This window comes from Promicromonospora sp. NPDC050249, from assembly GCF_040656015.1.
GTDB lineage: Bacteria > Actinomycetota > Actinomycetes > Actinomycetales > Cellulomonadaceae > Promicromonospora.
Genome location: NZ_JBFAKY010000001.1, coordinates 88,497 through 114,497 on the forward strand (window position 1 = coordinate 88,497; position 26,001 = coordinate 114,497).

Consider the following 26,001-nt stretch of genomic DNA (forward strand, 5'->3'; position numbering starts at 1 on the left):
ACCCAGCCTGGCGCAACATAGGAGGGCTAGTCGAAACGGACTAGCGGTACTCCTGCGTCCCGTAGATCTTGATAAAGCTCTCCGAGCGGCGCCGGCGCGCCTCGCTGGTCGCACTGGGTGAAGATCAAGCGTTCAGCTGCTCGAGAGACTCCGACGAAGAATGTCATCGTCGACTCGATGGTGTTCCGTGCGTGTGCCCACCATTGGTCGCTGTCGAGCCCGATGAAGAACACCGTGTGGTACTCCAGCCCCTTGCTCCGGTGGACGGTCAAGAGAGGAACCGCGTCCTCATCGAAGAACGCATCGGCCACCGCACTCCACGAATCAACGCGTAAAAGCGTCTGGGTAAGCCGAGTCCGGAACGCCTCAAGGGTAACCGTGAGGTCCTCGGGTCTGCTCCCGAACAGGCGTTTGTGTCCGGCCGCCTCTACACGAACGAAGTCCGTCAATTGGTTGGTCAGCGATACCGCAGTCTCCTCGCTGAGGTCGATACCCGAGTCGTCGTCGAGGGGCGTCGCGGCCAGCCACCTGCGAAGGTTCTGGAGGTAGTCGGTGAGATCGTCCTCGACCTGTGTTCCCACTTCCCTACCGCTCGCTCCCGGGGACACGCCCGACAAGATTGAGGTGACCTCACGCCAGATCTGAGGCTGCCCGCCCTTGTTGGCCGCGAGAGCGAGGATGCCCAGCAGAAGCCGCACGAGGTCGTCGGTAAGCAGGTCCTGCAGTCTGATCTCGCCGACCTGCGCGTCATCGTTGCGCAGCCGCAAGCCGGCAGCGGACAGGGCCCGGGCCAGGTCAGGTTCCAGCTTGACGACCTGCTGCCTAGCGATCAGCGCGTAATCGGAGGGGCGCCGACCTGACCCTTCTATGTCGGTGGCGATCCATGCCGCGATGGCATCAGCTTCGCGCTCGGTAGTTGGGAACGACCAGACCGCAACAGGAGTCTCGCCGACCGGTGGCTCAACTCGTGAGCGTTGCGGTGGGGAGTCTGGGTCGAGCCGGACCGCGAAGCGCTGCTGGAGGTCGACGAGCTGTTGGGTGGAGCGGAAATTGGAGGTGAAGGTGAACGGTTCGGCTGCGAAATCGGCCTCGAACTGAGCGAACGCGTCGCCCAGCGCCCCGGCCCAGCCCATGATCCGTTGTTTGCGGTCGCCGACGGCGGTGACGGTCGTTCCCTCGTGAGCGAAGACGGCCCTGAGAAACGAGTATTGGGCGTAGGTGGTGTCCTGGAACTCATCGACGAAGACGAAGGGATAGGTGGCGCGCAGAGCGCGTTGTAGCTGAGGGCTGGTCCGAATGATCAGGTCGGCGAGCCGGTTCAACATGACGAAGTCGACTACCGGATCTTGAGCCTGCAGATAGCTGCGGTTCCACCACTCCCGGACGGCGAACTCGCTCGCTGAGGTCGGAGCTGGCTGTTCGGACGGGACGGCCGAGAGTTCAGTTGCACCCAGGACATGGGGGAGAAACGTGTCCGCCGAGAGTGCGTACACGGCTTGCGCCGAACGCTGGTCCAGTCCACCGGCGACATCGGCAAAGAAGGCCTCGACCTCTCTCTTAGTGGAGAAGGCGATCTTGTAGTCGGCGCCCAGTGCCCATTCGCTCGGCAACAGTCCGCGGAACCGGTCTACGATCGACTTGGTGAAGGCGTCGAAAGTCATCGAGGTGAACCGATGCGCGTGTTCGGGAAGGCGGCGTTTGACCCGGTCTCGCAGGTTCGTTGCGGCGGCGCGCTTAAAGGAGATGGCCAGGATCTGCTGTGGTGGGCGGCAGATGCCCGTCTCGAGGAGGTATCCGGCTCGCTGCGCCAAGAACTCCGATTTCCCGGAGCCGGGGCCTGCTGTCACGGAAGCAGTTCCGGCCCGCAGGGCAGCCCACGCGGCTGGTTCAAGGTCCTGAATGCCGTGCGGGCGCCACTCCTGAGGGGACGGGATCAAGACGGAGCCACCGCCTTCTCGATGCGGTCCATGAGGCGGCTGAGTCGCGGTGGCAGTTTGGCAAGTTCCTCTTTCGACACGTATGACATCGCTCGAAGATGTGTGCCCGGTTTGGAGTTAGACAAGAACAAATAGCGGTACCAGCGGAGAAATTTGGTCCAGGCGGCATTGTCGTAGAAGTCGACTTCGGGTCGGTCCTGGGGGTCACCAAGGACCGAGTCACGTGGGTCGCCCGTGCTGCGTGGCCCGGTCTTGCCGTCTTCGAGGTGGCTGGTGTAAGCGTCTTCGTAGCGGTAGAGCAGGAGCAGGTCTAGGTCTAGCGGCGTCGAGAAGTAGACGTCCCACTTCTCGAGGTGGTTGAGCCATGCCTTGAATTGGTCCCTACTGAGCACTTCGATGTCATCGACACTGGCAAAGTCGCTGATGGCCTTACTGCCGTCGAACGGCGACTTGCCGACCTCGAGGAGCCGGTTGCACACGTCTCGGATGCGGCCTTCACCGCCACCGTCCCGGCCGTAATCGAGGTCCAGAAGCGTCGCGTGCGGGATATTGAGCTGGTTGAGAAGGCGCCAGAAGTGGTTTGTGTGACGTCCGCCAAGCGGGACAACGGCCACGAAGGACTGATCGATGTGAAGGTCCCGTGCCGCCGCGAGCTTGGGAATGACCAGTTCCTCGGACGCACCCTCACCAAGGACAACAAAGCGCGCGAAATAGAGCTCGGGGTGGGCCTGGACCGCTTCACGCATGTACTTGCCGGCCTCGGTTGCATCGTCAGGAAGAACGATCCGGCTGACGGCGGTCGACTTCGAAGTCTCGTCGATACGGAAGTGCCTAATCCGGTCAGGTGGGATGCGAGACATCACGCTGGCCGAGTGGCTGGAGATCAGGGCCTGAGCCCGCCCCGAGCCGGTGACGTCGACGAGCTGCTCGACGACTCTGGACAGGAAGTACGGAGACAGGTTGTTCTCCGGCTCTTCAATCGCCAGGAGCGTCAGTGTTGGCAGGGTCGTGGCCGTCATGTCGAACTTATCGTCGTGCTTACCTGAGGCGATCTCCGACTCCAGGTCGAGCGTGGCCGCGGTCAAAGCGATGTGCAGGAGTGACTGTTGACCGTCGCTGAGCTCCTGGGCTGGACGCGTTCGGCCGATAGCTGTCGGCTCGAAGAGCATCTCCGCATTGCTAACCAGGACAGTCATGTCCCGGGTGATCGGCTCGAAGGTCGGGTTCTGCTCCGTAGACAGATGGTGGAGCTCCTGCCAGCGCGACGCGATCGCCTCGGTAACAGTGGCTACGACGGCCTCGGTCTTGAAGTTGACGGACAGCTCATCAGCCGCATCGGTGATGTGGTCGCGAAAACCTTCCGACCACACGCTCGCCCGCCACAGGCGCCCTCGGAGGAACGAGTTGACCTGCCGACCGCCGTCTCTTGTCGCCGGCACGTACACAGCCTGAATGCGGTTGCGGTCCGATGCCCTCAGGTCAACACACTGGTCCTCGAAGTCATCATCGAAGGTGTAGACGATCCGACGCTGCTCCTCAATGAGACCACTGGCCGACCCATCAGCGTCCCAGGTCGCGTCTAGGACGATCCTCAGCTTGAGTTGCCCCTCAGAATCAGCCGCCATCTGCGCAAAAAACTCCGGCACGGTCGCAGCGGCATCGGCTTGATCTACTCCAACACTGTCGCCGCCTGCATCGACCGTCGTATCGGCGTCGAGCTCCGGGAACGCAAAGACCGCGTCTATCCGAAGGGTTCGGGCTGTCGCCGCTTCAGTCTCGTCGTGCGGGACGTGGAAGTCCTCGACGCGGATCTCTCGCTGGTCGGCAACTACGCTGAACAGCCTGAGCACCGCTTGGAGTGCCGCCGTCTTGCCAGAAGCGTTCACACCCAAAAGGGCAGTCAGGTGCTCGTCGAAGGTGATCGTGTGCGGGCTAGGCCCGAAGCACTGGAAGTTGGTAAGCGTGACCCGTTCGAGGTACATCCACTTCAACCCTCTGCTCTAACCGCTTCGTCTGGCAACCCTACTGGAACCGGCCCGTTGGGGTCGCTGGCGACAGTGCCGGGTGCGGCCACCGATGGTCATGACGTGGTCGGCGCCTCGCAGCGGCGGTCGAATAACGACCACCCACACCTGAGCAGCCGGTACGAGGCCAGGAAAGGCTCCGCGACATGCTCAAGACTTCCTGACGCGTGCCCCTCGCCGATGCCGGTGCGCCGGTCAGGAGGCCCGAAGGAAGACCGTTGAAAGAGTGACCAGCCCAGAACATGTGCATCGGCGCTCATCTCGCGCCACAGTCGTCGGACGGCTTCACGACTCGCCCGGTTCGCAAAGGCGTGATCGGACGCGGCGCCGATGAGATCGGTGAGGATGAGGCTCGCCCTGCCAGTTCGTATCGCGGCGACGCCAGCCTGGCGCTCACTCAACCAAGACCGCTGATCATCGAGACTCGCGCGATCGGTGGCGTCGAGTTGGGTGGTGGCGAGGAGTCCGTAGTACTTATCCATCTGGGCGTACATCTCCGCGAGGACAGTGAGCGCTCGCTCACAACGCTGACCGCGGTCTTCGGGTGCCAGTACCCACACCGCTTGGGATGCGCCGACGAGCGCTCCCCGCAGCACAGTGAAGTGCGAAGAAGGATAGATCTGCCCGGCCTTGATGACGTCGAGCGCGAGGCGGAGGTGTTCGCCAGCAAGGACGAGTGACGTCCGCGCAAGCTGGCTTACTGCCATGTGCGGGAAGATTTCGTCGTCGATCGCTAGGTCACTGCCTCGCTCAGGCTTCTCCACACGCTGCGCTCTGAGCCGCCAGCGATCTAGGTCGGGCGCCGTCTCCAACATCTGGGCTAGGGCCGCGCGCTCTGTATCGGTCAGCGCCATGTCCAGCACCGTAGCAATAGTGACGTCAGATGACGGCCCCGCCATTACGACTCACCCAGGCCCTGTCCCAAGCGGCGGGCGCTGGTTGGCCGATCGCTGCAGAGCCAGCAGATGCAGTTGTGATCTCACGCACCTCAGCGCCCAACGGAGAGCACACCCAAGGTGCAGGTTGCCCCTAATCGCACCGACCCACTGACCCAGGCGGCGGCTGGCGACGACACGTGTCAGTCAGTGCAAGTCGAGCAGATCGCCGTAATGCTCCCCTGTGGGTGGCGTCGTGCAGACTGGAATAATGGTGACGGAACGGTCGATGCCGAAGCGACCCCAGCAGCACCGCCTCGAAGAGGCTTCGATCAACGCGTTCTTGGCACTCGCGCCCGAAAGCTGGTCGGTTTCCAGGCAGTCAGAGCATGACTACGGGATCGACCTCGTCGTGGAGTTGTTCTCTGGTGACGACGCGACGGGTATGCGGTTCGGTGTCCAGCTCAAGGCCACCGAAGGGCAGGAATCGGCCGTACCGGTGAAGGTTGCATCGCTGAACTACTGGCTCGAGCAAGACACCCCGGTCATGGTCTTCCGCTGGAGCAAGGCGCTCGACCGGGCCTGGATCATGTGGGCGCACCACATCGAACCGCCGCGGTCGTCCTCTCAGGCGACTGTCCGTGTGAAGTTCTCTGATACGGACGTCTGGGACGAGGCCACCCACGGGACGATCGAACGTGAGGTCCGTGCTGCGCGAGCGATCCGGCGTCGAAGCGTCCGCCTCCCCCTTCCCTTCACGTGTACCGGCTCTGGAACCACGATCGGGGTCTCGGCCGGGAGCGTCGTCCGCGAGGTGCGAAGAGCGCTGAGGCAATACCCAGCCATCGTCACCACCAGGATCGATGGCCCGCACGACGTCGTCATCGACCTTCGCGTGGAACAGCACCAGATCCTGCTGGGCATGCGCGGGACATCCCCGAAGATTCTTGAGTACAAGCAGTTCTCCGAGCCCGGCTCGGCCGCCGACGAACTCGACCGCATCCAGATGCTCGCGCGCGACGCCCTCTTCGCGATCGCCATCCAGCTGCACGGGATCGGGTGTACCCGTGAAGCCGCTCAACTCCTGCTTTCGATTGTCGACGAACGCTCTGTCGCACACGATGATGGACTGCAGGCAGCGGTCACCGTACTGGCGCTCGGCGGAGAGCGCCGCGCGGCTGCCCGGCTCCTCGACGTGGCTCGTAGGGTGGGAGCGGACCACGCGGTGCTCGTTGCCTCGCTCGTCGATGACCCCACAGGTGAGGATGAGGTTATCGCCGGGGTCCTGCGCGAGTGGGTCCAAGAAGATCTCGCCGCTGGCGACCTGAAGTCGGCCGCGCCTATCGCGTACAACGTTGCCCGCCGAACACTGTCCAAGCGGCCGGACCTGGCAGTGGGACTACTGATCCAGGCAGCAGAGCTGGACCCTTCGTACCGCGATCGCGACTACTGGAACCGCGAGGTCGGCGGGGCGGCGTTCCTGTCCGGCGACTTCCAGACCGCAGTGACGCACTACCAACGAGCGGTCGAACTTGGTGACGAGGACTCCGGAGTTCGGCTCGGGGACGCTCTCCTGCACGCCGGGCAGTACGCGCAGTCGCTGGAACTGCTACGTAACGCAGGTGACATGGTGCGACATGCTGAGTTTCGGCTCAAGGCGTGGTTCCTTGAACCTTTGATCGCCGAGTACACGATCACCGCGCAGACCCGCGATCAGTTCGTCGCGGAGCGCATTTGTGAGACCGATGCGCTAGACGCCGCAACCGCGAAACAAGCCCTGGAGCACGACCTGCTATGCCCCCAAGCACTCTGGGTACTCGGTCAGGCCTTACTGGACTCCGACCAGAAAGAGCTTGCAGTCCAGCACCTGCTGGCCGCGACGTTCTCCGAACCAGCAAGCGATGAGGCGTGGGTCCACCTTCTTGGCGCCGGCGAAGTCCTGCCAGAACATCACGACATCATGAACGACATCCTTCTCTGCGCGCGTCAATTCGCCAGTGCCGACGTTCTGGACCGAGTCTGGGAGATCCACCCTGACCTGGGCCGAGCCTTGGAGTCCGCGTTCGCAACACTGCCGCCCTTCGAGGAGCCGCCGACAATCATCCGAGCCACCTCGTTCGGTTCGGCAGCTTACTCAGTCATCGAGCGGTGACCTGCTGAGTTCAACATCGAGACCGAAGCCACCATTCGAGCGAGCCGCTCACACTGCGATCGAAACCAGGTTCGCCACGATCCACCACACCAACAGGATCGCGATGGATGAGCGCATCATGGCTCAACGCTAGGTCGGCGGACGGCAGCGCGCCTGCCAGTCACGCGGGAAATAACTCTCTGCCCACGTCGCGCCGGTCTTAGGTGTCATGCTCGCCGCTCACCAACCTAGCCGGTGCCGGAGCACCGAGCCCAACGACCAAAGACCCTTTCCTGAGCAGCAGAGTGTGGTCAGCCGGCGGAACTTGGGGGTGGCGGGCTACCGATTGTCGCTCCGTATGCCGCGCCAGTCGTTGGTGTCGCATCGATCGCCGTGATCGTGCGGTCCCGGACGGCTGGCCTGGGCACACAGCGCCTATTGCCGCAGGTCCGTCTTCATGAGGTCGAGGATCTCGAAGTAGAGATCGAGCGTGGGATCACACTTCTCGCCGAGGAAGTCGAGGAGTTCCTCGCGGTCGGGCGAGTCCGACGACGCAACCAGCGTGGCAGCATGCCGCCGAACGGACATCTCGGTGTCATAGGCGAAGTCGAAGCAACTGCGCGCCAGCTCGCCGATCGGTGTCGGGCCGACGAGTTCAATCGCGCACAGGCGGTCCTGGAGCTCGGTCAGGATCGTTGGCATCGGGTCTTCGTCCTCGGCCGACCCGGGAAGGGCCGGCGCCCTGCCCTTCCTCAGCAGGTCCAGCCGCGCGTAGTTCGTGTCGATGACGCGCCTCAACGTCGCCATAAACTGCGTATATGCCACGCGGCGTGTGTCCAGCCACCGCGTGCTTCGCTGGTTGACGCGAGCCGCTTCAAGCTCTGTATTGCGTTCCTCACGATCGGATCGCGCACGCAGCCAGCCCAGCAGGGCGACGCTGACTGTGCCTACGACCACGATGAGGGCGGACAAAATCGCGGCAACGCCGGCATCCATCCTCGAAGGGTACTGACATCCAAGGGCAGATCTCGCGACGCCACTGCGGCATCATGCCCCGCCACGGACGCGCGAGGAGGATCCGTGCGGCGAGACGACGCATTTGTGTTCCACCACCCGGACGCCAAGTACTTCTCTGTGTGACTTCCGGGGTGTTGGCCGTCCGACCAGGTCAAACCCATTCTGTCTGGTCAGAGCCCCGGGCCGATCGCCAAGGCTCCCGTATCCAGACGTCGCTGGACGTCCTTGAGCGTACCAAAACGTGCCATAAACGTGCCGCGCTCACGCGCTTAGGTCTCGATGCCGAGAGCGTGGCACGGTTCGACGCTCCGACCAGCACGGATACTCGAAGGCGTGGCACGAATTGGGTGTTGACCTGGGACTTCACTACGCCGGGAACACGCGACAGTTTCGTTCCGACCAGTTCGTCGCGCTTGGGGCGAGGCAACAACACCGTCAGCACCGTCGGCGGCGCCTCGCGTGGCGCGGCATGGATTGGCGATGACGCACGACCGCCTATCGTTGGCGCCGGGTGGTAGGCGCAACCGCGCCGAACGATCTCCGGGTTGCCGCCCACGAGAGGCCGTCTCCTACTCCAGAGGCGGCTTGATAGCACTGAACACGCCAGATTGGCCACTGGTTGGGTTTCGTCGATCGGTAGGCGTCACTGTCAAGAGCAGCAGCAGGAAGATGTCGACAGCGAGGTGGGCTGCGTCATCGGTTCGCGGGGCGGGTGCCTCGCAGGTCCAGGAACAACCTCCCTGGACATCACACAGCCGCACACCAAGAACACGTTCGCTCTCACGTGGGCAAAGCAGACCTTGGCGAACGAAATCATCAACGCGCACACCACACCGACCGGCGTCTACGACTTGAGCGTCATACCGGAGGTGGCGGCCATCGGAGACCTCTACGAACCGGTCCACGACAGCCGCACTCCCCGTGTTCACATCTGGTTCGACCTAGCAGTCGAGCGACTGGCCGGCCTCGTCTCCGCCGTGCAGATTATGCGCCCGGAGCCCGACGACTGCGCATTCTGGCCAAGCGGCTCACCAGCACCTCGGCCGCAACCACCTGGGTCGACGAGCTCGTCACACAGTTCGAGCACGGCGTCGATCGGCTAGCCCGGTGCCGCAACGCAGGCGCCCACGGAGGCCCCACCGAGCTCGGCGTCATCGCGTCTGTACGCGAGTTCGCGAACCGCGAAGCAGCACGCACCATCAGCATGGGGATCTGGGCGACGGTGAAGAAAGAGACGCTCGCTGCCAGCCACGAACGCGTACGAACGCAAGGTCTGGCGTGGCGCCACACGCTCAATGAAGGACAGAAGCTGTCGGTAGACACTCTTATCGGAACTGCCGGCGACACTTGATGTGTCGGCGGCACCATGCTGAAACTTCGGATGGCGTCCCGCTGGGTGATGGGTACCCGACAACCGCGTCGAGGCTTAGCACCCTGTGCAGCGATGCCCCCAAGGGCATAACGAACCCCGATTTACGGCATCTGACCAGCCTCAAGACCCCGTCAACGTGCACACATTCTTGCCGCTAACCCGAAACGCTCGGGGAACAACGTTCCCGGCCTGCGTCGACAGGCTCTTGCAGACCGCGCTCAGCGAATGCGACGTGTGCGCGTGCGCAGCACCCGCAGCCCCTCCGGGGCGCCGTGCTCGGCGAAGGCCGACACGACGGCGTCGTACAGCCCGCGGGATCCGGCGGGCGTCGTCGGGAGGATGATCAGCGTCCGAGGGGGCGCGCTCTCCCGCCTCAGGCGCGGGCGATCCATGAGCACGGCATCCTGATCAGGACCGCAGCTGATAGCCCCGTCAGGCGACGACAGGCCAGGGATCCCGTCGAGCGGGGTCGGCGAGAGCACCCACACCTTGTGCTCCGAAGCGTAGGAACGGCGATCGGTCACGGTGACGGCCGTCAGGGTGCGGATGAACGCGACCTCGTCGTCCTGCTGCGCTGTCGAGGTGTGCTGCTCGGGCGAGGACACGGCGTCGTCGTCGAACCACACCTCGACGATCCCGTCGACCCGTGTCACGGCACCCGACGCCCACCGGTCGAGCACCGAGTTCTGCACGTACTCGTGAAGGCCCGGGAGCTCGGCGATGATCGCGGCGTGACCCGTCGCCCAGTGACCGTCGAACTCCTCGAACGACATGTCGCGACGCCCCTCGAGAAGGGCCACCCGCTTCCTCAGCACGCTGCTGCCGCCTCTCGGCCCGCGATCGAGCCCAGGATGTGCGCGGGGGCCAGCCCGCCGACATATCCGTAGCTGGAGAGCCCCCCGATGTCGGCGCCCGCTGCGAACAGCCCGACGACAGGCGATCCCGCGACGTCGATCACCCGGCTCCTGGGGTCGATCGCGATGCCGCCGAGCGTGAAGGTGATCGCGGGCTGCACCTCGAGCGCATAGAAGGGTGCGGTCCTCAGCAGCGCGAGCTGGGCCGAGGTCGGCGGCGCGGAGCGGGAGAGCCGGGTCGCCAGACCAGAGATCCCGACGTCGCCGGCCAGCGTACGACGCAGCTGCGCCTCCTCCACGCCGAGGCGTCCGAGGGCCGCGACGAGCCCGTCGAGCGTGTCGGCGACGGCGTGCCTGGCGCCGTGCTCGACCGCGAGCTCGAGACGATCGATCAGCCCGAAGCTCGCGAACGGCTCGGAGACGCCGTGGGTCGACCGCGTCTGCTGGTCGAAGATCAGGAACGCCCGCATGCCGTCGAGCTGTGCGAGGTCCTGATTGAGCAGCTCGTCGCCCCGCGACTCGTCGGCGAACCTGCGACCGTCGGCAGCCACGAGAATGCCGTGATCGGAGTAGTACTGCGAGAACAGCATGAAGCGTTCCGGCGTGAATCCGGTCACCGGATGCGAGATCAGGTGTCCGTAGAAGGTGCCGAGGTCGCCTGCCGTGGCGGTCCCGAGGCTCGTCGCCAGGCGCAGCCCGTCCCCTGCGCTGCCGGGGTTCGATCTGAGAAGGATCTCTTCGCCGACGTCGGGCATCCACGCAGCCCTGTCGGCAGGCGAGGCCTGGAATCCCCCGGTCGCGAGAACTATCGCGTCGGCGTGCAGCTCGGCCTCGCCCGCTTCCGCGTCCAGCAGGAGCCGGAATCGGTGGGTCGACGACCGATCGGCCGTGCGCACCCTGACCCCGGTGCGGATCTCGCCACCGGCCTCGAGGAGCCGTGCCTCGAGATGCCCGAGATAGGCCTTGACGTCGAAGCTGAACCCTCGGCCGAAACCCATGACGTCGTCCGTCGCCGCATCCGCCACGAAGACGCCGCTCGCTCGGATCGACTCCAGATCGCGCTCGTAGTCGTCGATGATGCGCTCGGCGAGGGCACGATCGCCCGCGGGAACCCGTGTCTCGTACGACTCCATGGTGGGTGCGGTCCAAAACATGCCTGCCGAGAGCGCCGCCGACCCGCCCAGTGACCGCTGCTTCTCCAGGAGGGTCACGCGGGCCCCCGCGTCCGCCGCGACCGATGCTGCACGAAGCCCCGCGAGGCCACCGCCCAGCACGACGACGTCGGTCGACCCTGACTCGGTATGCATCGTTGCGCCCCTGTTCGGTCTCGTCACCAGAATCACGGCGACGATAGCCACAGAGCGTGCGGACGCTCCAGATTCTTTCCAGATAGCAGAAAGCCTGCGACCGGTGCGCCGTGAGATATCGGCCATTCTTGCGACTTCCGTGTGTCACTTTCTCCATAGCAGAAAGTTGCTTGGTTGCTGCGACCACGCGCGGCTACTTTGAGAGCCTGCACCTCAACGGACGAGGCGGAGACGGGCAGCGTTGCCCACGGACGAAAGGCCGCACTATGACCAGCGAAGTCTTGGGCTCGACGCCGCCGGCGGCAGGCGCCGCCCCGGCGGGCAACCCGGTACAGCGCAGGAGAGCACTCGCCAGCGGAACCCTCGGCTCGGCGCTCGAGTGGTTCGACTTCGCGCTGTACGGGGCTCTCTCGGCGACGATCTTCCCGGCCCTGTTCTTCTCGGACCTGGGTGAGGCCGGCTCGCTCATCGCTTCGTTCGCGACGTTCGGTGTCGGGTTTCTTGCCCGCCCGCTCGGTGCCATCATCTGTGGCTACTACGGCGACCGGTACGGAAGGCGGCCCGTGCTGCTCGGGACCTTTATCCTCATGGGCCTCAGCTCGGTCGCTATCGGGCTGCTGCCGGCGAACCAGGGCCTCGGCATCGCCTTGGTCCTCGTCGGGCTCAGGTTCCTGCAGGGCTTCTCGCTCGGCGGTGAGGCGACCGGCGCACAGCTCATGACACTCGAGCACGCGAAGGCGGACCAGCGCGGCATCTTCGGTGCGTTCATCAACATCGGCTCGCCCCTCAGCCAGGTGCTCGCCAATGTGACCCTCGTGATCCTCACGGCCACCTTGAGCGAGGCGGCCTTCCAGGACTGGGGCTGGCGTATCCCGTTCATGCTCAGTGCCCTGCTCGTCGTCGTGGGCCTCTACATCCGCTTCAAGCTCGAGGAGACTCCCGTCTTCGTCGAGTACAAGACCGCGGCGAGCACGTCGGTCAACAGCCTCCAGGTCCTGAAAGCGCATCCCTGGACGATCCTCAAGCTCATCTTCGTGCGCGCGGGCTCGAACGTGACCTTCTACACGATGGCCGTCTACGGGCTCAACTACCTCACGACGAGCGCGGGTTTCACCCAGGGTGACGCGTTCGTGATCGTCCTCGTCGCCAACGGCATCTCCGCGTGCGCGGGCCTCTTCGGCGGCTGGCTCAGCGACCGGATCGGCCGCAGGAAGGTGCTCGTCATCGCCATCGCCGTGCAGATCGTCGCCGTGGCAGCATTCTTCCCGGCGGCCGGTACCGGCGACATGTTCCTCGTCGTCCTCACGGTCGCCGGCGCGATCAGCGGGGTGCAGTTCGAGTTCGGATCACAGCCTGCGCTCTACGCCGAGCAGTTCCCCACGAACATGCGGTTCTCGGGATCGGCACTGTCACTCTCGTTCTCGCAGGTGCTGTTCTCGGCGCCCGCCCCGATCGTCGCGGCGTCCCTCGCGGCACATGGCGACTTCTGGGTGATCGCCGTGGTCAACGTGGCGATCCTGCTGATGTCGCTGCTGTTCGTGCGCTGGCTCAAGGACAACCACCGCGCGGAGCTCAACGACATCCGCTGAGGATCACGCCTGCCCCAGTGCCCCGGTGCGTGACGACGCACCGGCAAGCCGGTAGCCGGCGCAGATCACGTTATGGTCGTAAGCCACCCGCACAACGAACCGGATGCTGCCCGATGACTGATCACAAGGCCGCGTTTCAGCGCCCCCGCTACGCGCTGAGCTCCGTCGATCACGTGCTGCGCATCATCCAGCTGTTACGGGACACGGGTGGCGCGCGCCTCTCCGACGTAGCCCGTGAGCTGCAGATATCGCCGTCTGCGGCCCATCGGCTGCTGGCGATGCTCGTCTACCGCGATTTCGCCGCCCAGGACGAGACTCGTGCCTACGTCCCCGGCCCCTCGATGGGGATCGGACCGTCGAGCTCTCCCTGGACCAAGACGCTCAAGTCGCTCGTGGCTCCTCACATCGAGCTGCTCGCAGAGCGGCTCGACGAGACCGTCAGCCTCATGTTCAGAACCGGCACGCGCACGCGCGTCATCATGTCGGTCGAAGGTACCCAGCCGCTGCGCGTGGGCGACCGCATAGGTCTCGTGCAGGATGCCCGGCGCACGTCCGGCGGCAAGGTGATCATTGCCGAGCACGACCGTTCGCTCCTCGAGAGGCTCTATCGGAGCCAGTCCGCCCAGCTCGCCGGGAACTTCATGACCGAGAGCGAGTTCGAGAAGCTCCTGACGGCGCTCGATGAGGTCCGTCGCCGCGGGTATGCGGTCAATCGCGACGAGACCGAGCTCGGCCTCCACGCGCTCGGGATGCCGCTCCACAGCGCGGCAGGAACAGTTCTGGCCGGGTTCTCCGTGCTCGTACCCGCCGCGCGCGGTCCCGTGCTCGAGGAGGAGCGCACGCTCGCACTCATGCGGGCGGCCCGAGACGACATGGACGACGAGATCCGAGCCGCCAACTTCGGCCTCAAGGCCTAGGACGTGGTCCGGCTCGGGTGAGCCGGGGGCAGGCCCTCAGCCGGCGAGCACCCGGACCGCCTCGGCCTGGGCCGCCCGGAGCGGTACGAGCAGTCGCGGCTCGTCGTCCGGGGCATACCGGGCCGTGGGCAACGAGATGCTGATGGCTCCCACCGGCTGGGCGGCGTCCGCGCCGACGGCGACGCCCAGCGCCGCCACGCCGCGCTCGCTCTCCTCGGTGTTCACGCCGTATCCACGCCGCCGCACCCTGTCGAGCTCCGCGTGCAGGTCTGCCAGGGACCCGGCGTTCCCGCCCGGCCAGGGCTGCAGGCCGTCAGGGTGCAGCTCGTCGACGGCGTCGTCCGACAGCGCCGCGAAGATCGCCTTGCCGCCGGACGTGCAGTAGGCAGGAATCCGGGAGCCGATGCGCAGGCCGATCCGCAACGCCTGCTGTCCCTCGATCCCGTACACGAACTGCACGTCGGGCCCCGCCAGGACGACGAGGTGGACGGTCTCGCGCACCTCGTCGTGCAGCGTCTGGAGCACCGGACGCATGCGGGCCACGAGCGCGGGGATGCTCCGCTGCTGCGCTCGCAGGCCGCGCAGCTGTGGACCCGGGCGATAGAGCTTGCGCTCCCCCTGCTCCACGAACCCACGGCCCGCCATGGTCGTCAGGAGGCGGTGCGCCGTCGACGGAGCCACCCCCAGCGACGTCGCCGCCTCGGTGACGCTCAGCGCCCCCCGCTCGGACAGAAGCATCAGCAGGACCATCGCTCGGTCGACCGCCTCGATACGGTACGAATTCTGCTCCACAGAAAAATCGTAGCCGATGTTTGCGAGCAACAGAACTCCAGCCGTACCGTCGACGTCAGGCAGAGACGCCGGACGAGCAACGGCTCGGCGCGACTTCGAGGAGGAAGCCATGGCCCAGGGAAGAGACCGCGTGATCATCGCGGGCGGCGGTATCGGCGGACTGGGGGCGGCACTGATGCTCGCCCGGCGGGGCGTCCCCGTGACGGTTCTCGAACGGGCCGCCGAGTTCAAGGAGGTCGGCGCCGGCCTACAACTCGCGCCGAACATCACGCGGATGCTCGACGAGGTCGGCGTCCTGGCCGACCTCCTGCCCCACGCCGTGCGCCCCCGGCGCCTCGTCCTCGCGAACGCGGCGACCGGCGAGGAACTCAGCCGCCTCGACCTCGAGGACGCCGCCACCCGCTACGGCGGCCCGTACCTCGTGCTGCACCGCAGCGACCTCCTGGACACCCTGCTCCGCGCCGCGCGAGCCGAGCCGGCGGTCACGCTCCTCACCGACCACCACGTCGAACGCATCACCGACCACGGCGACGGCGTCACCGTCACCTGCGCGGGCGGTCAGGAGATCACCGGCCGCATCCTGATCGGCGCGGACGGCCTCCGTTCGGTGGTGCGCAGGCACGTGGTCGACGACGAGCCGGTCTGCTCCGGCTACGTCGCCTACCGCGGCGTCGTCCCCATCGAGACGGTCGACCGCCTCTCCGACACCGACGACGTCGTCGTCTGGATGGGCCCCGGCTGCCACTTCGTCCAGTACCCCGTGCGCGGCGGCAAGCTCTACAACCAGGTGGCGGTCTTCCGGTCGCAGGAGTACCTGGACGGCAAGGAGGACTGGGGCTCCCCCGCGGAGCTCGACGCCGCCTACGCGGACCTGGCCACCCCCGTCGTCGCCGGGCTGGCCTCGATCCAGCGCGAGAACCGGTGGCCCATGTACGACCGCGAGCCCATCTCCACCTGGACCAACGGCAACGTCACCCTGCTCGGCGACGCGGCCCACGCCATGCTCCAGTACCTCGCCCAGGGCGCCGGGCAGTCCCTCCTCGACGGCGCGGCGCTCGCGGACGCCCTCGCGCCGCTCGCGGACGGGTCCGACGGAGGCCGCTGGTCCGCGGGCGACGTGAAGGCCGCCCTGCACCGCTACGAGGCCGACCGCGTCGCCGCCGCGGCGACCGTCCAGTCCACGGGCCGGATCTGGGGCGACATCTGGCACGTGGACGAGCCGGTCCAGGTCCTGCTGCGCGACGAGGCGTTCCGCCGCAGGGACACCTACGACTACCACCTCGTCGACTGGCTCTACGGACCGGTCCTCGACCCGGGCGACCACGCGGACGCCGTCGGGGACGGCCCGCGCCCTGCCGACACCTACCGCACGAGGAAGTGAACCTATGACCGACGCGATCACCCATGACGACGTCTACCCCGACGACGCTCCCGGTCACGACGACGTGGAGAACGCGATGCAGCCGGAGCAGACCCCGGAGCTGCGCGCGCTCTACCAGGGCTTCGAGCAGGAGCACATCGTCCCGCTGTGGACCCAGCTCGGCGACCTCATGCCGACCCACCCCAAGCCGCAGGCCGTGCCGCACGTGTGGAAGTGGGACCGGCTCTACGACCTGGCCAGACGGTCGGGCGACCTGGTGCCCGTCGGCCGCGGCGGCGAGCGCCGCGCGCTCGGCCTGGCAAACCCGGGTCTGGGCGGCCGCGCGTACGTCTCCCCGACGTTGTGGGCGGCGATCCAGTACCTCGGCCCGCGCGAGACGGCGCCGGAGCACCGGCACGCCCAGAACGCCTTCCGGTTCGTGGTCGAGGGCGAGGGCGTGTGGACGGTGGTGAACGGCGACCCGGTACGGATGAGCCGCGGTGACCTGCTGCTCACCCCGGGCTGGCACTTCCACGGCCACCACAACGACACGGACGGCCCGATGGCGTGGATCGACGGGCTCGACATCCCGTTCTCGCACCACAACGACGTCGGGTTCTTCGAGTTCGGCTCGGAGCGTGTCACCGACTACGCGACGCCGAACTACTCGCGTGGCGAGCGCCTCTGGGCGCACCCGGGCCTGCGGCCGCTCAGCGGGCTGCGGGAGGCGGTGTCGTCGCCGCTGATGGCCTACCGCTGGGAGCACACGGACGCCGCCCTGACCGAGCAGCTCCTGCTCGAGGAGGAGGGCCAGCCGGCCACGGTGGAGCAGGGTCACGCGGCGGTCCGGTACTCGAACCCGACCACGGGGGGCGACGTCATGCCCACGATCCGCTGCGAGTTCCACCGCCTGCGCGCGGGCACGGTCACGCCGGGCCGTCGCGAGGTCGGCTCGAGCGTCTTCCAGGTGTTCGACGGCGAGGGAGTCGTCACGCTTGGTGGTACCGAGCAGCGGCTCGTCAAGGGGGACCTGTTCGTCGTCCCGTCCTGGGTCCAGTGGTCGCTGACCGCCGACTCGCAGTTCGACCTGTTCCGTTTCTCCGACGCTCCGATCATGGAGCGTCTCCATCTCGCCCGCACCCATGTCGAGGAGACCCACCGATGAAGCTCGCCACCCTCCGCACCACCGCCGCAGACGGAACGGCGACGACGGTCGCGGCCCGCGTCGAGGGCGACTCGCTCGTCACGCTGCCTAGGTACGCCGACGTGGGGGCCGTGCTGCGGGCCGGTGCGCTCGGCGTCGTCGGGCAGGCCGGGCCGCACGACGCCGAGCGGTTGCCGCTGGCCTCGGCGGACATGGCGCCCGTGGTGACCAGCCCGGGCAAGATCGTGTGCGTCGGCCTGAACTACACGGCGCACATCCAGGAGATGGGGCGCGACCTGCCGGAGCACCCGACCTTGTTCGCCAAGTTCGCGGACTGCCTGCTCGGTGCGGGCGACGACATCCTGCTGCCGCCGGAGTCCGGCACGGTCGACTGGGAGGGCGAGCTGGCGGTCGTCGTGGGCTCGCGGGTACGTCGGGCGTCGACGGACGAGGCGCGGGCGGCCGTCGCCGGCTACTCCGTCTGCAACGACGTGTCGATGCGCGACTGGCAGTTCCGCACGAAGGAGTGGCTCCAGGGCAAGATCTGGGCGGACTCCACACCGCTGGGCCCTGTGCTGGCCACCCCCGACGAGATCCCTGCCGACGCGCAGGTCACGACCCTGGTGGACGGCGTGGAGAAGCAGCGGGGCGACATCCACGACCTGGTGCACGACCCGGTGCACCTGGTCCGGTACGTCTCCACGATCCTGCCACTGAATCCCGGCGACGTCATCATCACGGGCACGCCGGGCGGCGTCGGGCACGCGCGCTCGCCGCAGGAGTACCTGCGACCCGGCCAGACCGTGACGGTCCGCATCGACGGGATCGGCGAGCTGACCAACCGGACCGTCGCGGAGCGGGTGTCGTGACCAGCGCCGCCCGGGAGGCGCTCCGGCTCCGGCAGGGTGCCGGCGCGCGGTACGACGCGTCCGGTGCCCCCGCCGAGACGCTGGCCTGGGCACGGCTCGGCACCGCGTACCTCGCCCGCGTGCTGAACGACCTGCCCGACGCCGCGCTGTACGAGGCCTCGGCGCTGCCCGGCTGGACCCGGGCGCACGTGGTGGCGCACGTCGGCTACAACGCGCGGGCGCTGGTGCGCCTCGTCGAGTGGGCGCGTACCGGCGCGGTGACGCCCATGTACGCGTCCGCCACGCAGCGCGACGCCGAGATCGAGCGGGGCTCCACGCTGCCCGCGCAGGCGCTGCGGCACCTCGCGACGCACGCGGCGGTCCACCTGGACGTGGAGTGGCGCGACCTGCCCGCCGCGGCGTGGGCCGCCCCGGTGGTGACGGCCCAGGGCCGCACCGTCCCGGTGTCCGAGACGGCCTGGATGCGTACCCGCGAGGTCTGGGTGCACGCGGTCGACCTCGCCGATGTCTCCCGCGGCGTCGCCCCGTCGTTCGCGGACGTACCGACAGGGGTGCTCGAGCGCCTGCGGGACGACATCCTCGGCACGTGGGCCGAGCGGGGCGAACCGGTCGACGTCTCGGGCGTCCGCGGCGCGCTGCCCGACCTGGTGCGCTGGCTGACCGGCCGCGGCCCCTCCCGGCTGACGGCGGCAGACGGCGGTCCCCTGCCCGACCTGCCGCGCTGGCTCTGACCCGCCCTCCCTGCACGGCTCAGGCCTCCCGGAGGAGTCCCGCTCCCCGACAGGCCGGCCGCCGGGGAGCGGGGCAGGGTGCTCAGCGGGGTCAGGCCTTGCCCGTCAGCGCGCCCTCAGCCCGTCGACGACGACACCGAGCATGCGGTCGAGCTGGGCGCTCTGCTCGGGCGCACCGGCCACCGAGAGAACTCCGGCGAGGATGCCGCCGACGTCGACGGGGTCGACGTCGGCGCGAAGCTCCCCCGCCACGGTGCCGGCCTCGAGGATCATGCCCAGGACTGCCTGGACCTCGTCGCAGACCGGGCCGGTGCCGAAGCGGCCGGTAGCGCTCATGGCGACCAGCGCCTCGCAGATCCCGCGCCGCTCACCCGCCCACTCGGCGAAGCGGAGCATCCACGCATGGAGTGCCCGCACGGGCCGCTCCTCGGCCAGAAGGACCAGCGCGTCGTCGCGCAGGGTGCGGACCTGGTCGCGGTAGACCTCCTCGACCAGGTCCTCCCGCGTCGGGAAGTGTCGGTAGAGGGTGCCGCTCCCCACACCCGCACGCCGGGCGATCGCGTCCAGCGAGACCGCCTGTCCTGAGGCGAAGGCCTCGGCGGCCGTGGCGATCAGCCGCTCGCGGTTGCGCTGGGCGTCGGCCCGCAGAGCGGTTCCTTGGGATGTCATGACCCTCACGTTCTGGGGTGTCGGATCGAGCAAGGAACGAAACGGGGACCTCCCCACTTGAGTGTACAGTGCAGTAAGCGGGGAGTTCCCCGTTTGCGACCGCACCCCGAATCGTTCGACGAAAGGCTCACCATGCCCGTTGCACTCATCACCGGCGGCACCACCGGAATCGGCCGAGCGACCGCCGAGCTGCTCCACGCCCGCGGCTACCAGGTGGCAGTCACCGGGCAGAACCCTGACACGCTCGCGCAAGCGAGCCGCGAGCTTCCCGACGACGTACTCGTCGTCAGGTCCGACGCACGCGCCCTTGCTGACACCGACGCGCTCGTGGCCACGGTGGCCGAGCGGTTCGGAGCCATCGACGTGCTGTTCCTCAACGCCGGGATCTTTCAGCTCGCACCCGTCGCCGACGTGACCGAGGAATCATTCGACGCGCACGTCGACGTCAACTTCAAGGGCCAGTACTTCACCCTCAAGAAGGCCCTTCCACTCATGAACGACGGTGGGTCGATAATCCTCACCGTGGGGGTCGGATCCCGTCGTGGCGGCCTCGGCGCCACCCTGGGAGCGGCGACGCGCGGTGCGCTGCTCACGATGCTGCCCTCGCTCGCACTCGAGCTCGCTCCGCGCAGGATCCGCGTCAACGCCGTGAGCCCCGGAGCAACCGACACCCCGCTGTTCGACAAGCTGGGGGTCCCCCAGGCCGGGAAGGACGCCATGCGCGCGAGCATCCCGTTCGAGCGCTTCGGATCCAGCCAGGAAGTCGCAGAGGCCGTCGCCTTCCTCGCCTCGGACGCCGCGAGCTACATCACCGGCCAGGACCTCGCCGTGGCGGGCGGCTACGGGCTCCGCGCCTGAGGCCGGGCGCACACCGGCCGCAGGGCCACATCCACCATCAGCACCACCATCGCAGGAGAACACGATGACACTCACGCTCGACACCTACCGGCAGCTGGGCCGCTCCGGCCTGCGCGTCTCGCCGCTTGCGCTCGGTACGGCCACCTTCGGGAACGACTGGGGCTGGGGCGCGGAACAGGACGAGGCGCGGAGGCTGTTCGACCTCTACGTCGAGCGCGGCGGCAACTTCATCGACACCGCGGTCACCTACACCGACGGCACGTCCGAGCGCATGCTCGGAGAGTTCGCGCGGGGCCGGCGAGACAGCCTGGTCCTGGCCACGAAGTACAGCACGCTGCGCACCCCGCACGACCCGAACTCCGGCGGCGCCAGCCGCAAGAGCCTCTTCGGCGCGGTCGAGACCAGCCTGCGGCAGCTCGGCACCGACTACATCGACCTGCTCTACCTGCACGTGTGGGACCCGACCACCCCCGTCGAGGAGATCCTGCGCGGCCTCGACGACCTGGTGCAGCAGGGCAAGGTCCTCTATGTGGCCATCTCCAACGCCCCTGCCTGGCAGATCGCCCGCATGCAGACGGTCGCCGACCTGCGCGGCTGGTCGCCGCTGGTCGCGCTGCAGCTGGAGTACAACCTCGTGGAGCGCACCGGGGAGCGCGACCTCATCCCCATGGCTCAGGAGCTGGGGCTGGGCACGGTCCTGTGGTCGCCGCTCGCCGGAGGCATTCTCACCGGCAAGTACAGCCGCCAGGACCTGACCGCCGGCGCGCCGTCCGGCACCGGCGAGAGCGTGCGCAAGGACTTCAACGTCGCGCTCGGCGGGGTCACCGAGCGCAGCCTCACGATCGTCGACACGGTCAAGGAGATCGCGAGCGAGCTGGGCCGCACACCCGCCCAGATCGGGCTCGCCTGGGCGCTGCGGCAGCCGGTCGTGACGGCGCCGATCATCGGGGCCCGGACGTCCGGGCAGCTGCAGGAGAACCTCGGCGCCCTGGAAGTCGACCTCGATGCGTCCCATCTGGCACGCCTGGACGAGGTCAGCGCGATCGAGCCCGGGTTCCCCCACGCCATGCTCGCGAGCGACCACATCCGGGCGCAGACCCGTGGCGACCTGAAGATCCAGGCCCGCCGCTGACCACCGCGCCGCGCCCGCCGAGGTGCGGTACGCACTCCACTGCCGCCGCCGCGCGCCGGCGGCGTGCACCGGCAGCGTGATTCCGTGCCAAGATAATCCTTGGTGGTAGACGTACCCGTTCGTCTACCACCAGGGATTCCGGCACGTGCCGATCACCCGTAAGGAGATGCCCTGATGACCACGACAGACACCCGTTCGGCAGACGTCGAGGAGCTGCTGGCCGCAGCCCGGTCCGCGGTACCGGTGCTCGCCGCCCATGCGGCGCGGGCCGACCACGACGGGCGGCTACCCGCCGAGAGCACCTCAGCGCTGCGGGACGCGGGCGCGTTCGCACTGGCCACGCCGGCCCGGTTCGGCGGCCCGGAGGCCGACCTGCCGACCACCGTGCGTGTGCTCTCCGAGCTGGCCCGCGGCTGCCCGTCGTCGGCGTGGCTGGCCGCGGTGAACGCCGAGGCGCAGGCGGCGTTCACCCCGCTGATGTCCGAGGAGCTGCTGACCGAGTTCTACGCGGACCTCGACGTCCGGTTGTGCGGTGCGGGGAACCCACCCGGCCGCGGACGGCGCGTCGCCGAAGGCGTACGCGTCTCCGGCCGGTGGCCCTACGCCTCTGGCAGCGAGGACGCGCAGTGGGCCATCACCCCGGTGCTGGTGGGCGACGGGGACGGGCGCCCCGAGCTCGCCATGGTCCTCGTGCCGACGTCGGACCTGGAGGTGGACCGTACCTGGCGGACGGCCGGCATGCGCGGCACCGCCAGCCACACCCTGGTGGCCGACGAGGTGTTCGTTCCCCAGGTACGCGTGCTCTCCGTGCCCACCGGCCCGAGCGGCGCGCCGGACCTGTTCGCCGGGCGGTCCGCGCGACCCCTCGGCGGAGGCGTCACGCTGCTCGCGTCGCTGGTCGGAGCCGCGCGCGGGGCGCTGGACGCCGTCGGCGCGGTGTTCCACGAGCGCAGGCCGCCGATGTCGCAGCACAGCAGCCTGGCGGCCTCACCCGGCGCCCGCCAGTGGTTTGCCGAGGCCACCCATCTGATCGAGGGCGCGCAGCGCGACCTGGTGCTGCTCGCCGCGGAGATCGAGCAGCTCGTCGCCGAGCCCACGCTCGCCGACCGGACCACGACCGACCTGCGCATGCGCCTGACCTCGGTGGTCCGGCGGTGCCAGGAGGGCGTGAACCTGCTGTTGGACCTCAACGGGACCTCGGGCTTCGCGCTCGACAACGCGCTGCAGCGCTTCTGGCGCGACCTGCACGTCGGCAGCCGGCACGCCCAGTTCACCGCGTACCTCGCGGTGGAGCGCCATGGCGACCAGCTGGCGATGCCGGCTCAGGCTCCGACCGGCGCGGCGAAGGTGCGGCGGTAGGAGCCGGGCGCCACGCCGAGCGTGGCGTGGAAGTGCTTGCGGAGCAGCGTGCCGCTGCCGAACCCGGCGGCGGTGGCGACGTGGTCGACGGTCAGGTCCGACGTCTCGAGCAGGCGTCGCGCCTGGTCCACCCGGCGCTGGATCAGCCACTGCGCCGGGCTCTCGCCCACCTCGGCGCGGAACCGGCGCGAGAAGGTCCGCACGCTCATGTTCGCGTGCCGGGCCAGCTCGAGCAGGCCGATCGGTTCGTCGAGGTGGGCCAGCGCCCAGGCGCGGGCCCCCGCGGTCGACGAGTCGGGGTCGGCCGGCAGCGGGTGCTCGATGAACTGGGCCTGGCCGCCGTCCCGCCAGGGGGCGACGACGCAGCGCCGCGCCACGCCGTTGGCGACCTCGGCGCCGTGGTCGCGCCGGACCAGGTGCAGGCAGAGATCGATCCCGGCGGCACCGCCGGCCGAGGTCAGTACCTGGCCGTTGTCGACGAACAGCACGTCGGGATCGACCGACACGTGCGGGAAGAGCTCGGTGAACGCCCGGCTGAGCTTCCAGTGGGTCGTGGCGGTCCGGCCGTCGAGCAGGCCGGCCGCCGCGAGCACGAACGCCGACGTGCACAGGCTGACGATCCGTGCGGAGGGCCGGACGAGCCGGAGCGCGGCGAGGACTTCGTCGGGCAGGGTGCCAGTGGCCAGGAGCTCCGGCGTCGGCTCCTGCGTCGCGATCACCACCGTGTCCGCCTGCGCGAGCAGCTGCTCGTCGTGCTCCACGGTGATGGCGAAGTCCTGGCTGGTGCGCACCGGGCGCCCGCCGAGCGAGCACGTGGAAACACGGTAGAGGTTCTTGCCGTCCGCGTCGCGAGCCTCTCGGAACACCCGGGCCGGGATCCCCAGGTCGAACGGGATCACCCCGTCGAGGGCGAGAACGACCACCTGGTGAGTCATGGCCCGAATGTTACGCCCGATGTCCTTCTGGCTACTACTCCGCGTTCCCGAGCCGCACGATGCTGGACCCATGCCTACACAGATCAGCACCATGCAAGCAGTCGTCCAGCATCGTCTCGGTGGCAGCGAGGTCCTCGCGGTCGAGACGGTCCCGCGACCCGTGCCGCTGCCCACCGAGGTTCTCGTCCGCGTCCACGCGGCAGGGGTGAACCCCGTCGACTGGAAGACCCGGGAGGGCCACGGCATGGCCGGCGTCCTCGGCGAGCCGCCCTTCGTGATCGGCTGGGATGTGGCCGGGGTCGTCGAGGAGGTCGGGTTCGGGGTCACGACCCTGGCCGTCGGCGACCGGGTCTACGGCATGCCGTGGTTCCCGCGCGCTGCGGGCGCGTACGCCGAGTACGTCACCGCACCGGCACGGCAGTTCGCCCTCGCGCCTACCTCGCTGAGCCACACGCAGGCCGCGGCCGTGCCCCTGGCGGCCCTGACGGCCTGGCAGGTGCTCGTCGACACCCTGCACGTGCAGCCAGGACAGCGGGTCCTGATCACGGCCGGCGCCGGCGGGGTGGGCCACTTCGCGGTCCAGTTCGCCCGCCACCTCGGCGCACACGTGGTGGCGACCGCGAGCGAGTCGAACCACGAGTGGTTGCGTGCGCTCGGCGCGCACGAGGTCGTGGACTACCACGACGCCGGGTACGAGACCCGGATCAAGGACCTCGACGCGATCGTCGAGCTGGTCGGCGGCAGCGAGAGCCCGCGGCTCGTCAGTGCCCTCCGCCCGGGCGGCACCATCGCCGCCGTGCCCGGCGGGGTGTCCGAGGAGCTCGCCGCAGCGGTCGCGGACGCCGACGGTCACGCGGCCGCGTTCCTCGTCGAGCCGGACGCCGCCGCTCTCGCGCGCATCGCCGAGCTGATCGATTCCGGCGAGGTGCGAGTCGAGGTGGCGCGGACCTTCCCCCTCGAGGAGGCCGGCCGTGCGCACGATCTCGGCGAGACGAACCGCACCCGCGGGAAGATCGTCCTGACCCTTGATGCCTGAGGAGACCGCCGTGTTCTACGAGATCCGCCGGTACCAGACCCGGCCCGGACGCCGGGACGACTGGGTCCGCTACATGGAGGATGTCGTCCTCCCGTTCCAGCAGGCCAAGGGGATGACCGTGATCGGCTCGTTCGTCGACGAGGAGGACGAGGACGGCTACGTCTGGGTGCGCCGGTTCGACGACGAGAAGGACCGCGTGACCCGCTACGCCGCCGTGTACGAGGACCCCGAATGGCGCGACCGCATCGGCCCGGCCGTGGACGAGCTGCTGCTCGCCGACCACTCGGTCGTGACCCGGGTGCGGCCGACGGCCGCATCAGGTCTGCAGTAGGCGTCGGCGCAGGCGGAACAACCACCCTCGGGTTGGTGGCTGGGAGATGTGTCGGCCGGTACGCCTCGCGTGCCGGCCGGCACAGCCGACGGCGAGCGGTGACGCAGCGCCCGAGATCGTGCAGGACCCGTTCGTGATCCAGCAGGGAACGGTCCAGCGCGGCCAGACCCAGATCCGCGCCTGCAGCGAGGGTGTGGCGGTGGCCGACGCCGCGGCGCCGCTACTGGTGTGGGAGTACTCGTACGCTCCCCGGTCTTCACGCCGGACTACGTGCGGGCCGAGCTGCGCCCGGTGGGACGGGGCAAGAGCTCCCGCGCGCCCGGCCGGCCGTACCCCGGCGCGCGACGGCTTCGACACCGACTCGTGCTGTCGGTGGCGATGGCCGCCGAAAACGCACGTACAGCCACCGTCGCCGGCCGGGTCCGTTACTTCCACAGCGAACCCAGCCGACCTCCCGGAGAGCCGGTACAACGCGGCCTTCGCCTTCGAGTGCGTCCACGACATGCCGCGGCCGGTCGAGGTGCACGACGCCGGTCGCTGGCACCGGGCGCCCCGTTGATCGTGATGGACGAGGCCGTGGCCGAGACGTTCGCGCCGAACGTCGGCATCGTCGAGCGCCTGATGTACGGCTACAGCATCTTCAGATGTCTGCGGGTGTACGGCGCGGCCGCCAGGTTCAGTGCGTCTTTGCCTCTACCGGATGGGCGGGCAAGGTCTATAGCCGCGCCCGCCGTCGATCACTGTTCAGTTCAGGTCGAACCT

Annotated in this window: 21 protein-coding genes; 12 read left to right on the forward strand and 9 right to left on the reverse strand. The window is 68.2% G+C overall.

Annotated features, from left to right (window positions below; all coding sequences use genetic code 11):
* Nucleotides 1-26: 26 nt before the first annotated feature.
* The 3 genes from AB0I32_RS00380 to AB0I32_RS00390 all read right to left on the reverse strand — a co-directional run bounded on the left by AB0I32_RS00380 (nucleotide 27) and on the right by AB0I32_RS00390 (nucleotide 4,815).
* A complete protein-coding gene (locus tag AB0I32_RS00380) occupies nucleotides 27-1,937 on the reverse strand; it encodes an ATP-dependent helicase (protein ID WP_357501690.1) in 1,911 nt (636 codons plus the stop codon).
* Complete coding sequence (locus AB0I32_RS00385) at nucleotides 1,934-3,919, reverse strand: AAA family ATPase (protein ID WP_357501692.1); 1,986 nt, start codon at nucleotides 3,917-3,919, stop codon at nucleotides 1,934-1,936. The genes AB0I32_RS00380 and AB0I32_RS00385 overlap by 4 nt, the downstream gene beginning before the upstream one ends.
* 98 nt (nucleotides 3,920-4,017) lie before the next feature.
* Nucleotides 4,018-4,815 (reverse strand): hypothetical protein, encoded by a 798-nt coding sequence (locus AB0I32_RS00390; RefSeq protein WP_357501694.1) that lies wholly within the window; start codon nucleotides 4,813-4,815, stop codon nucleotides 4,018-4,020.
* A gap of 292 nt (nucleotides 4,816-5,107) precedes the next feature.
* Here AB0I32_RS00390 and AB0I32_RS00395 point away from each other — a divergent pair, with 292 nt between their 5' ends.
* Nucleotides 5,108-6,988, forward strand: a complete 1,881-nt coding sequence (locus tag AB0I32_RS00395) for a DUF4365 domain-containing protein (RefSeq protein ID WP_357501696.1) — start codon at nucleotides 5,108-5,110, stop codon at nucleotides 6,986-6,988.
* 414 nt (nucleotides 6,989-7,402) lie between these two features.
* Here AB0I32_RS00395 and AB0I32_RS00400 read toward each other — a convergent pair whose 3' ends face one another.
* The 3 genes from AB0I32_RS00400 to AB0I32_RS00410 form a co-directional block, all read right to left on the reverse strand.
* Nucleotides 7,403-7,963, reverse strand: a complete 561-nt coding sequence (locus AB0I32_RS00400) for a hypothetical protein (protein ID WP_357501698.1) — start codon at nucleotides 7,961-7,963, stop codon at nucleotides 7,403-7,405.
* Between the two features lie 1,611 nt (nucleotides 7,964-9,574).
* On the reverse strand, nucleotides 9,575-10,156 hold the full coding sequence (locus AB0I32_RS00405; protein ID WP_357501700.1) for an EthD domain-containing protein: 582 nt from the start codon (nucleotides 10,154-10,156) through the stop codon (nucleotides 9,575-9,577).
* A gap of 8 nt (nucleotides 10,157-10,164) precedes the next feature.
* Nucleotides 10,165-11,517 carry an FAD-dependent oxidoreductase gene (locus AB0I32_RS00410; RefSeq protein ID WP_357501702.1) on the reverse strand — a complete coding sequence of 451 codons (1,353 nt, stop codon included), beginning with the start codon at nucleotides 11,515-11,517 and terminating at the stop codon, nucleotides 10,165-10,167.
* A 266-nt stretch (nucleotides 11,518-11,783) separates the two neighbouring features.
* On the opposite strand from AB0I32_RS00410, the gene AB0I32_RS00415 reads away from it, so the two are divergent.
* Complete coding sequence (locus tag AB0I32_RS00415; RefSeq protein WP_357501704.1) at nucleotides 11,784-13,106, forward strand: MFS transporter; 1,323 nt, start codon at nucleotides 11,784-11,786, stop codon at nucleotides 13,104-13,106.
* 113 nt (nucleotides 13,107-13,219) lie between these two features.
* A complete protein-coding gene (locus AB0I32_RS00420; RefSeq protein ID WP_357501706.1) occupies nucleotides 13,220-14,023 on the forward strand; it encodes an IclR family transcriptional regulator in 804 nt (267 codons plus the stop codon).
* A gap of 36 nt (nucleotides 14,024-14,059) precedes the next feature.
* Here the strand turns inward: AB0I32_RS00420 and AB0I32_RS00425 are convergent, their stop codons facing one another.
* Complete coding sequence (locus AB0I32_RS00425) at nucleotides 14,060-14,815, reverse strand: IclR family transcriptional regulator (RefSeq protein WP_357501709.1); 756 nt, start codon at nucleotides 14,813-14,815, stop codon at nucleotides 14,060-14,062.
* 109 nt (nucleotides 14,816-14,924) lie between these two features.
* Here AB0I32_RS00425 and AB0I32_RS00430 point away from each other — a divergent pair, with 109 nt between their 5' ends.
* From AB0I32_RS00430 to AB0I32_RS00445, 4 genes are all read left to right on the forward strand, one after another.
* Nucleotides 14,925-16,196 (forward strand): FAD-dependent monooxygenase, encoded by a 1,272-nt coding sequence (locus tag AB0I32_RS00430; RefSeq protein ID WP_357501711.1) that lies wholly within the window; start codon nucleotides 14,925-14,927, stop codon nucleotides 16,194-16,196.
* 76 nt (nucleotides 16,197-16,272) lie between these two features.
* Nucleotides 16,273-17,340, forward strand: a complete 1,068-nt coding sequence (locus tag AB0I32_RS00435) for a cupin domain-containing protein (protein ID WP_357502155.1) — start codon at nucleotides 16,273-16,275, stop codon at nucleotides 17,338-17,340.
* On the forward strand, nucleotides 17,337-18,188 hold the full coding sequence (locus AB0I32_RS00440; protein ID WP_357501713.1) for a fumarylacetoacetate hydrolase family protein: 852 nt from the start codon (nucleotides 17,337-17,339) through the stop codon (nucleotides 18,186-18,188). The genes AB0I32_RS00435 and AB0I32_RS00440 overlap by 4 nt, the downstream gene beginning before the upstream one ends.
* Before the next feature lie 80 nt (nucleotides 18,189-18,268).
* Nucleotides 18,269-18,919, forward strand: coding sequence for a maleylpyruvate isomerase family mycothiol-dependent enzyme (locus AB0I32_RS00445; protein ID WP_357502157.1), 651 nt, complete (start codon nucleotides 18,269-18,271; stop codon nucleotides 18,917-18,919).
* A gap of 105 nt (nucleotides 18,920-19,024) precedes the next feature.
* Here AB0I32_RS00445 and AB0I32_RS00450 read toward each other — a convergent pair whose 3' ends face one another.
* Nucleotides 19,025-19,588 carry a helix-turn-helix domain-containing protein gene (locus AB0I32_RS00450; RefSeq protein ID WP_357501716.1) on the reverse strand — a complete coding sequence of 188 codons (564 nt, stop codon included), beginning with the start codon at nucleotides 19,586-19,588 and terminating at the stop codon, nucleotides 19,025-19,027.
* A 132-nt stretch (nucleotides 19,589-19,720) separates the two neighbouring features.
* On the opposite strand from AB0I32_RS00450, the gene AB0I32_RS00455 reads away from it, so the two are divergent.
* From AB0I32_RS00455 to AB0I32_RS00465, 3 genes are all read left to right on the forward strand, one after another.
* Entirely contained in the window at nucleotides 19,721-20,446 is a 726-nt protein-coding gene (locus AB0I32_RS00455; RefSeq protein ID WP_357501718.1) for an SDR family oxidoreductase, read from the forward strand.
* A gap of 64 nt (nucleotides 20,447-20,510) precedes the next feature.
* Complete coding sequence (locus AB0I32_RS00460; RefSeq protein ID WP_357501720.1) at nucleotides 20,511-21,578, forward strand: aldo/keto reductase; 1,068 nt, start codon at nucleotides 20,511-20,513, stop codon at nucleotides 21,576-21,578.
* A 174-nt stretch (nucleotides 21,579-21,752) separates the two neighbouring features.
* Nucleotides 21,753-22,937, forward strand: a complete 1,185-nt coding sequence (locus tag AB0I32_RS00465) for an acyl-CoA dehydrogenase family protein (protein ID WP_357501722.1) — start codon at nucleotides 21,753-21,755, stop codon at nucleotides 22,935-22,937.
* On the opposite strand, the gene AB0I32_RS00470 is transcribed toward AB0I32_RS00465, so the two are convergent.
* Entirely contained in the window at nucleotides 22,901-23,872 is a 972-nt protein-coding gene (locus AB0I32_RS00470) for a helix-turn-helix domain-containing protein (RefSeq protein ID WP_357501724.1), read from the reverse strand. The genes AB0I32_RS00465 and AB0I32_RS00470 overlap by 37 nt on opposite strands.
* 70 nt (nucleotides 23,873-23,942) lie before the next feature.
* On the opposite strand from AB0I32_RS00470, the gene AB0I32_RS00475 reads away from it, so the two are divergent.
* Both AB0I32_RS00475 and AB0I32_RS00480 read left to right on the forward strand, forming a co-directional pair.
* On the forward strand, nucleotides 23,943-24,908 hold the full coding sequence (locus AB0I32_RS00475) for an NADP-dependent oxidoreductase (RefSeq protein ID WP_357501726.1): 966 nt from the start codon (nucleotides 23,943-23,945) through the stop codon (nucleotides 24,906-24,908).
* 10 nt (nucleotides 24,909-24,918) lie between these two features.
* Nucleotides 24,919-25,239, forward strand: a complete 321-nt coding sequence (locus AB0I32_RS00480) for an NIPSNAP family protein (protein WP_357501728.1) — start codon at nucleotides 24,919-24,921, stop codon at nucleotides 25,237-25,239.
* The last annotated feature ends 762 nt before the right edge of the window (nucleotides 25,240-26,001 follow it).

Excerpts from the sequence above, each read along its gene's own strand:
- AB0I32_RS00385 (WP_357501692.1), bottom strand. The coding sequence starts at position 3,919 with ATGTACCTCGAACGGGTCACGCTTACCAACTTCCAGTGCTTCGGGCCT.
- AB0I32_RS00410 (WP_357501702.1), bottom strand. The coding sequence starts at position 11,517 with ATGCATACCGAGTCAGGGTCGACCGACGTCGTCGTGCTGGGCGGTGGC.
- AB0I32_RS00455 (WP_357501718.1), top strand. The coding sequence starts at position 19,721 with ATGCCCGTTGCACTCATCACCGGCGGCACCACCGGAATCGGCCGAGCG.
- AB0I32_RS00475 (WP_357501726.1), top strand. The coding sequence starts at position 23,943 with ATGCCTACACAGATCAGCACCATGCAAGCAGTCGTCCAGCATCGTCTC.
- AB0I32_RS00390 (WP_357501694.1), bottom strand. The coding sequence starts at position 4,815 with ATGGCGCTGACCGATACAGAGCGCGCGGCCCTAGCCCAGATGTTGGAG.
- AB0I32_RS00450 (WP_357501716.1), bottom strand. The coding sequence starts at position 19,588 with ATGACATCCCAAGGAACCGCTCTGCGGGCCGACGCCCAGCGCAACCGC.
- AB0I32_RS00435 (WP_357502155.1), top strand. The coding sequence starts at position 16,273 with ATGCAGCCGGAGCAGACCCCGGAGCTGCGCGCGCTCTACCAGGGCTTC.
- AB0I32_RS00420 (WP_357501706.1), top strand. The coding sequence starts at position 13,220 with ATGACTGATCACAAGGCCGCGTTTCAGCGCCCCCGCTACGCGCTGAGC.
- AB0I32_RS00465 (WP_357501722.1), top strand. The coding sequence starts at position 21,753 with ATGACCACGACAGACACCCGTTCGGCAGACGTCGAGGAGCTGCTGGCC.
- AB0I32_RS00415 (WP_357501704.1), top strand. The coding sequence starts at position 11,784 with ATGACCAGCGAAGTCTTGGGCTCGACGCCGCCGGCGGCAGGCGCCGCC.
- AB0I32_RS00430 (WP_357501711.1), top strand. The coding sequence starts at position 14,925 with ATGGCCCAGGGAAGAGACCGCGTGATCATCGCGGGCGGCGGTATCGGC.
- AB0I32_RS00460 (WP_357501720.1), top strand. The coding sequence starts at position 20,511 with ATGACACTCACGCTCGACACCTACCGGCAGCTGGGCCGCTCCGGCCTG.
- AB0I32_RS00440 (WP_357501713.1), top strand. The coding sequence starts at position 17,337 with ATGAAGCTCGCCACCCTCCGCACCACCGCCGCAGACGGAACGGCGACG.
- AB0I32_RS00400 (WP_357501698.1), bottom strand. The coding sequence starts at position 7,963 with ATGGATGCCGGCGTTGCCGCGATTTTGTCCGCCCTCATCGTGGTCGTA.
- AB0I32_RS00470 (WP_357501724.1), bottom strand. The coding sequence starts at position 23,872 with ATGACTCACCAGGTGGTCGTTCTCGCCCTCGACGGGGTGATCCCGTTC.
- AB0I32_RS00395 (WP_357501696.1), top strand. The coding sequence starts at position 5,108 with ATGGTGACGGAACGGTCGATGCCGAAGCGACCCCAGCAGCACCGCCTC.